Here is a 6843-nt window from a genome sequence, read left to right as displayed (position 1 = left end):
CCAAGGCGCTTGCGGAACGGGCTATCTCAATTCCACTTAAAACGCACCCCAATTGTTATCCGGCATACTATGCTGTCTAACGATTGGGGTGCTTTTATTTTTTGCTTATCCGACCGATGCAGGCAATTCCTGCTCCTCCAGCTCCTTTTTCAAAAGATCAAGGATTGCAAGGTCGGCGCTCCAAAAATAAGCAGACTCCCCCAGCAATGCGGTGATTCCCGCCCGGTCAAAATAGGTACGCACGGAGTTTGTCATGCCGCAAAAGGCCACTGTCTTTCCCGCTTCCTTCATGCTCTGGCAAAGCTCCAACATCGTCTGAACGCCGGACACATCCACACTGGGCATTCCCCGCAGAGACAAAATGACATGATCATATGCAGGCATTTCCCTGATGCAGCGATTAAATTCATCCACCGCGCCAAAAAACAAAGAACCGGTCACATAGGCAACGCCCGAAGTCTCCCAAACAGCGGCTTTTTCATCCGGCACATCTCGCAGCCGACTTGCGTCAATGGCGGAAAAGCTGACGGAGATATGGCTGACACGGGACATATACAAAATAATGGAGTACAGCACACCCAACAAAATTGCCATGGTCAGATCAAAGACCACAGTTGCCAGCATCGTCACGAAAAACTGGCTGATACCGGACTTAAAGCGATGCGAGAAAATATACCGGATTCCATCCCAGTCATTCATGCGCCACGCGGTGACCATCAATACCCCCGCCAGCGCTGCCAGCGGCAGTTTTGCCATGACGCCGCCCAATAACAGCATGGATGCCAGCAGGAATAGCGAGTGAAACACGCTGGTAAGTCTGGTTTGCTGCCCGGACTTCACCGCCACGCTGGTGCGGGCAATGGCGGCCGTGGCCGGTACACCGCCAAACAGAGGCAACAACATGTTTCCAACGCCCTGCGCAATCAATTCCTGATCGGCATTGAACGTCTCGTTTTTCATTCGGGCGGCGGACGCGCCGCACAGAAGACTCTCAATCATTCCCAGCGCCGCAATGGTAACAATTGGCGAGCCTAGATTTGCCAGCATCCCAAAGCTGTCACCGTCAAGGGTCAGGCGGTCGCTCAGCAGCAGTGAGCGCGGGATGTCGCCCACAGTCTTCAAGCCATCCATGCCAAGCGCGATAGACACCACAGCCGCCAGCACAATTCCCGCCAGAGATCCGGGCACCTTTGCACCCCATTTCTTGGGCCAAAGCAGCATCGCCGCCACCACCAGCACACTCATGCTCACTGCCTGCCAATTAGGAGAAAACCCAAGGCGTCCATAAGAGGCCAGCTTTTCCAAATTAGAGCTTCCCTGAGAAGTAGTACCAAAAAAATTATCAATCTGCCCCATGGCGATAATAACTGCAATCCCAGAGGTAAATCCCATCACCACGGGCATTGGGATAAAGGAAATCAAGCGCCCCATTCGGAAAATTCCAGCAATCAGCAGCAGTGCGCCCGCGGCAAAGCTGGCCAGAAATACGCCCTGTAATCCGTGGGTTCCCACAATACCAATCAGCACGGCACTCATGGCCCCGGTGGGCCCGGAGATCTGATAGGACGCACCCCCCAGCAGGGCAATCACCACACCGGCAATAATCGCCGTGACAAGACCGGAGGCCGCCGTGGCGCCTGAGCTGACGCCAAATGCCAAGGCCAAGGGCAGCGCCACCGCGCAGGCCGTCAGTCCCGCCATTGCATCCTGCATTAAACCCGCAGAGCCATATCCCCGAAACTCATTTTTCAAATCCGATGTAAACCGCAGAAACAAAGTAAATTCCCCCAAAATCATTCTAAAGACATACGTTTTCAGTATAACACAGCTTATATGGAGGAGCAAGTTTTAATATGGATGCACCCAGCCTCAAACACCCATGATTTATTTCTCCTTGGAAGAGGCGCAGGATGTCACCGACATTTTGGCTGTGTTTCGCAAGAATAAAACATCGGCTGGTTCATAAATTCTGCAATTGTGCCATCCGGAATTGGAAAATTAGTAAAGCGCGCAAGTCATTTCACCTGCTGAAAGCTCTCCAAACGCAAAACCGCCGCCCACTTTCGCAGGCGGCGGATTTTCATCATTTTTACTTGCGTGCCTCCAGATAATTGTTCAACTCTGCGTTTTTCACGTCGGTGATGAACATATGTCCCGGCGCGTGGGTGATGACGATGGGTGGCTTTGCATGTTCCACTGCCGCCTGCGGCGTCACGCCGCAGGGCCAGAACACAGGGATTTCACCGGGTTTGATCTCCACAGCATCTCCGTAATCGGGCTTCATAATGTCCTCTATCCCGATCTGTGCCGGATCGCCCATATGGACAGGCGCACCGTGAACATTGGGCATCTTTTCCGTAATGGCCTTGGCAATCGCCGCATGCTCCGAGGTCATGGGACGCATGGAGCAGACCATGGGGCCATAAAACGGTCCCGCCTGCACCGTTGCAAAGTTTGTTTTGTACATGGGCACGTTGCGGCCCTGTGTAATATGCCGGACTTCAATTCCCGCAGAAAGCAACGCCTCTTCAAAGGAAAAGGAGCAGCCGATTAAAAATCCCACATAGCCCTCTTCCCAATAGGCGGACACATCGGTGAGTTCTTCCGTGAACACGCCGGCGCGATAGATGCGGTAACGGGGAATGTCGGTGGTAATGTCCCCGCCCTCTCCCATGGCATGGGTCGCGGGCGTACCTTCGATCACTTCCAATATCGGGCAGGGGAATGGGTTGCGCCGGGCATACTCTTTAAAATCCGCCGCATAGTCCGGCGGCAAAATTACAAGATTGGCCTGCGCATAACCACGGCACATCCCAGCGGTTGGAAAGTCGATTTCTCCGGCGCGTATTTTTCCCCGCACCTCGGCGGGAGAAAGGTCGATATAGGGCGTAATATCAAATGACATTGATCTTCCTCCTTTTTATGAAAACACCTGTCTTTATCAGTTGTCCAGCACATGCCGCAGCAGCCGCAGCGACGCCCGCTGGGCAAGCAAAGCCTCCTGCGCAGCGGACAAAGATATTTTTTCAAATCGGACCTTGTCTCCGCTCTTCAATTGGCCCAAAATGCGAAAATCCGCGGAAATTACATTGGCAATTTTGGTGTAGCCGCCGGTGGTCTGCCGGTCGGAAAGCATAACGATGGGCTGTCCGGAAGAAGGAACTTGAATCGCTCCGAATGCGATGCCGTCGGAGATGATGTCCCCGGAGGTTTCATGGGCAATCTCCGGGCCCTCCAGCCGGCAGCCCATTCGGTCAAACTCGGCGGTGACGGTATAAATGCTGGTGAGAAACGTCTCCATCCCCACAGAAGTAAACGCCTCGTCCTGTGGTCCCGGCACCACCCGGAGGGTGTATTCCGCCCGGGCGCGGAATTCCGGCGCGATGGCGCGGGTCGCCAGTGCTTTGGGCTCCGTCCCGAGTGCGCGGAGGGCAAGCACGTCCTCCTTCTCCAGCTTTCGGCCATGGAAGCCGCCGATTCTCGCTTTCATATACGTGGAGCGGCTCCCCATAACCAGAGGAATATCCAGCCCGCCTGCCACAGCGATAAATGCCCGGCAGCCGGATTTAGGCCCCGTAAAGCGCAACACCTGCCCGGCCCCTACCCGAACAGCGCGGTAATTGTCGATGGAGACGCCGTCCAGCGTGGGGCCCAAGTCCGCGCCAGTGATGGCAATGACCGCAGACTGGTCAAAGCGGAGCTGTGGACCCATAATGGTACACTCCAGAACAGCTTCTCCCTCTTCATTGCCCGTCAAAATATTGGCCACGGCGGCGGAACGGGGGTCCACCGTGCCGGAAACCGGTACCCCAAACTGCTGATACCCCGTCCGTCCCTGATCCTGAACCGTTGTCAGCATTCCGGGATGCAGAACCGTGATGCTCATTCCGCCCCCTCCTCTCTGGAGTGTCGCTTGCAGACATACGTCCCGGCGGCCTCCTGCTTCGCAATTTTATCATATTCCGCCCGGTCAATGGGATAAAACTTGATATACTGCCCTGCCTCCGGCAGAATGGGTTTTTCCCGCTCTGGCGCGTACATTCGCACCGGCGTCCGCCCGATCAACTGCCAACCGCCCGGAGAATCAATGGGATACACCCCGGTCTGCGCTCCGGCGATGCCCACGCTGCCCGCGGGAATTTTGACCCGAGGCGTTGTCAGTCGGGGCGTTGCAATGGACTCGTCCATGCCGCCCAGATACGTAAACCCCGGCGTAAATCCCAGCATGTAGATCAGATACTCCGGCGCGCTGTGAATGGCAATCACCTCGTCCACAGACCTGCCTCCATGCTCCGCCACAAACGGAAGGTCTGGCCCCTCCTCCCCGCCGTACAGCACGGGAATTTCCAGCACCTCGCTGGGGGGAATCCGCACCTTGTCCAGACTGCCCAAAAGCCCATTCAGTTTTTGCTCCAGCGCGGCATAGCGAATAATGCCCGGATCATAGTGCACCATCAGGGAGCGATAGGTGGGAACCGTTTCCACGATGCCCGGAATGCCGCTTTCCAACAGGGCAATGTTAAAGGCCCGGATGCGGCTGTTAATCGCCACGCTGATCTCATTGCCAAATTCTACGGTCACAGCCGTATCTCCGGCATTTAAAAATCTCACTTCGTCCATACTTATTCCTTTCCGCAGGGCGCGGCGGTGCCGCGCCCTGCGTCAATGATGTACCTTTTATCAAGCAAAGAGCTTCAAAATACCCGGAACGGCCTTGATTCCGGCGTAAAGAGAGATACAGAGAACGATCACGCCTAACACGATCATCCAGGTGGGATGCTTGTACTCCTCGCCCACAATTTTCTTATTGCGGCACGCCAGCAGAATCACACCCAGGCTGACTGGCAGAATCAGGCCATTGAAAGCACCCGCAACAATCAGGAGCTGGGCAGCGTTTCCAGCCAGCACCATCATCAGCGTGGAAAAGGTGATGAACCCCACCACGAACTGGCGCTCATATTTGGCGATGAGGGGGTGCAGCGTCTTAAGGAAGGAAACGGAGGTAAACGCCGCGCCCACCACGGAGGAAACACCAGCGGAAAACAGGCACAGGCCGAACAGCCGATAACCCCAATTGCCGGCGGACAGGCGAAACGCCTCAGCGGCGGGGTTGCTGGCGTTGATAATGGTGTCGGCATTGACGGCATTCCACTGGGATCCGATCATACAGGTTCCCAGCACCGCCAAGAACAATAAAATACGCACGGTTCCGGAGGTTCCGCAGCCCTGAAGCACGCTCTTGCGCACATGGCTCACATTTTCGGGACCGGAAATACCCGCATCCAGCAGCCGATGCGCGCCTGAAAAGGCAATATAGCCGCCGCAGGAACCGCCCAGCAAGGTGGTCAGCGCCACAAACATAGAGGGAATTTCATTAACCTTGGTCAGGCTGGACGCCACCACGCCCAGAGGCGGCTTAGAGATCACCGCCACCACCAGCACAGTGACCAGAATGACGGCAGCCAAAATAGTGGCAACCTTATCCATGATGGTCTTGGCATTTTTGTTAATGAAAATAATAATGCCAAGGCAGCCCGCGATGACTGCACCCACCTTTTCATGCACGCCAAACATGGCGTTGAAGCCCAGTGCCACACCACCCACATTGCCCACGTTGAATGCCAACCCACCGATTGCCACCAACACAGCAAGCGCAACGCCCAGACCGGGCAGCACCTTGTTTGCCACGTCCTGTGCACGCATTTTGGACACACTGACAACGGACCAGATGTTCATTTGCGCGGTAACATCCATCAGGATTGCTAACAGAATAACAAGAATCAGCGTGGGACCGTATTGTGCCGTAAATTTGGATGTCTGAGTCAAAAAGCCAGGGCCGACGGCGGAAGTCGCCATCAAAAACGCAGCGCCCAGCAAAACAGATCTATTCTTCGTCGTCTCGTTTGCACTCATAGGGATTTCCTCACTTCAATCATATTTAGCTGGCGCTTAAACAATGGCGGCAATGGGCGCGATTTTCACTCCCTGCGCCTCCATGGCGACACGAATGTTTTTCACAAATTCCACAGCCGAGGGGTTGTCTCCGTGTACACAGATGGAATCCGCAGAGATAGAAACTTCCTCGCCTGTAATGGCAGTGACCTTTCCCTCCGTCACCATGCGCACTGTGCGGCGAATGGCCTCGTCCTTGTCGTGGATTACCGCACCGGGCTGCTTGCGAGGGACCAGAGAACCGTCCGCCTGATAGGCGCGGTCCGCAAACACCTCACTGGCCACTCGCAGTCCGGCGGCCCGCCCCGCCTCAATCATTTTGCTTCCGGCAAGGCCAAGCAGAATCACATCCTTGTCTACCTCTGCGATGCCCTCCGCAATGGCGGACGCCAGCTCCATGTCCTTGCCGGCCATGTTATAAAGCGCACCGTGGGGCTTCACATGCTGAAGCTTCACCCCCGCCGCGGCGGTAAACGCCAGCAAAGCGCCCATCTGATATTGGACATAGGCCTTTGCCTCTTTGGGGGAACACACCATGTTCCGCCGGCCAAAGCCCATCAAATCGGGATAGCCCGGGTGTGCGCCGATGGCCACACCGGCTTCTTTCGCCATGGCCACGGTCTGCGCCATTACCAGCGGGTCTCCCGCATGATAGCCGCAGGCCACGTTGACGGATGATACGTACCGAATCACTTCGCTGTCCAAACCGATGGTGTACGCACCAAAGCTCTCTCCCAAATCGCTGTTCAAATCCACCAGATTCATAATTGTAAGCTCCTTCCTTTTTTGCCCTCTGGGCACAATTCCAAATGTACTTATCATATTTAGCAGCAAGTTCCATACCAATTTTTAAAGTTTTTATAACAAACGCACATCGTTTTTGCTTTTTAA

Annotated in this window: 6 protein-coding genes; all 6 read right to left on the bottom strand. The window is 55.2% G+C overall.

All coding sequences use genetic code 11. The features are described 5' to 3' along the window. Window positions 1-105 precede the first annotated feature (105 nt). The 6 genes from RT018_RS07970 to RT018_RS07945 all read right to left on the bottom strand — a co-directional run bounded on the left by RT018_RS07970 (window position 106) and on the right by RT018_RS07945 (window position 6717). Entirely contained in the window at window positions 106-1776 is a 1671-nt protein-coding gene (locus RT018_RS07970; RefSeq protein WP_312940835.1) for a SulP family inorganic anion transporter, read from the bottom strand. 313 nt (window positions 1777-2089) lie between these two features. Beyond that, window positions 2090-2905, bottom strand: a complete 816-nt coding sequence (locus tag RT018_RS07965) for a putative hydro-lyase (protein ID WP_312940833.1) — start codon at window positions 2903-2905, stop codon at window positions 2090-2092. 36 nt (window positions 2906-2941) lie between these two features. After that, a complete protein-coding gene (locus tag RT018_RS07960) occupies window positions 2942-3886 on the bottom strand; it encodes a biotin-dependent carboxyltransferase family protein (RefSeq protein WP_312940832.1) in 945 nt (314 codons plus the stop codon). After that, the gene (gene pxpB, locus RT018_RS07955; protein WP_312940830.1) at window positions 3883-4620 is read right to left on the bottom strand and encodes a 5-oxoprolinase subunit PxpB; all 738 of its coding nucleotides are present in this window, start codon (window positions 4618-4620) and stop codon (window positions 3883-3885) included. The genes RT018_RS07960 and pxpB overlap by 4 nt, the downstream gene beginning before the upstream one ends. Before the next feature lie 60 nt (window positions 4621-4680). Continuing rightward, complete coding sequence (locus tag RT018_RS07950; RefSeq protein ID WP_312940828.1) at window positions 4681-5913, bottom strand: divalent metal cation transporter; 1233 nt, start codon at window positions 5911-5913, stop codon at window positions 4681-4683. A gap of 36 nt (window positions 5914-5949) precedes the next feature. Beyond that, complete coding sequence (locus RT018_RS07945) at window positions 5950-6717, bottom strand: 5-oxoprolinase subunit PxpA (protein WP_312940827.1); 768 nt, start codon at window positions 6715-6717, stop codon at window positions 5950-5952. Window positions 6718-6843: the final 126 nt, after the last annotated feature.

Source organism: Oscillibacter sp. (genome assembly GCF_032060045.1).
Taxonomy (GTDB): domain Bacteria; phylum Bacillota; class Clostridia; order Oscillospirales; family Oscillospiraceae; genus Oscillibacter.
This window is presented reverse-complemented; position numbering and strand designations above follow the sequence as displayed.

Bases quoted from the DNA above. Each gene is read 5' to 3' on its own strand.
- RT018_RS07965 (WP_312940833.1), bottom strand. From the start codon at position 2,905: ATGTCATTTGATATTACGCCCTATATCGACCTTTCTCCCGCCGAGGTG.
- RT018_RS07960 (WP_312940832.1), bottom strand. From the start codon at position 3,886: ATGAGCATCACGGTTCTGCATCCCGGAATGCTGACAACGGTTCAGGAT.
- RT018_RS07945 (WP_312940827.1), bottom strand. From the start codon at position 6,717: ATGAATCTGGTGGATTTGAACAGCGATTTGGGAGAGAGCTTTGGTGCG.
- pxpB (WP_312940830.1), bottom strand. From the start codon at position 4,620: ATGGACGAAGTGAGATTTTTAAATGCCGGAGATACGGCTGTGACCGTA.
- RT018_RS07950 (WP_312940828.1), bottom strand. From the start codon at position 5,913: ATGAGTGCAAACGAGACGACGAAGAATAGATCTGTTTTGCTGGGCGCT.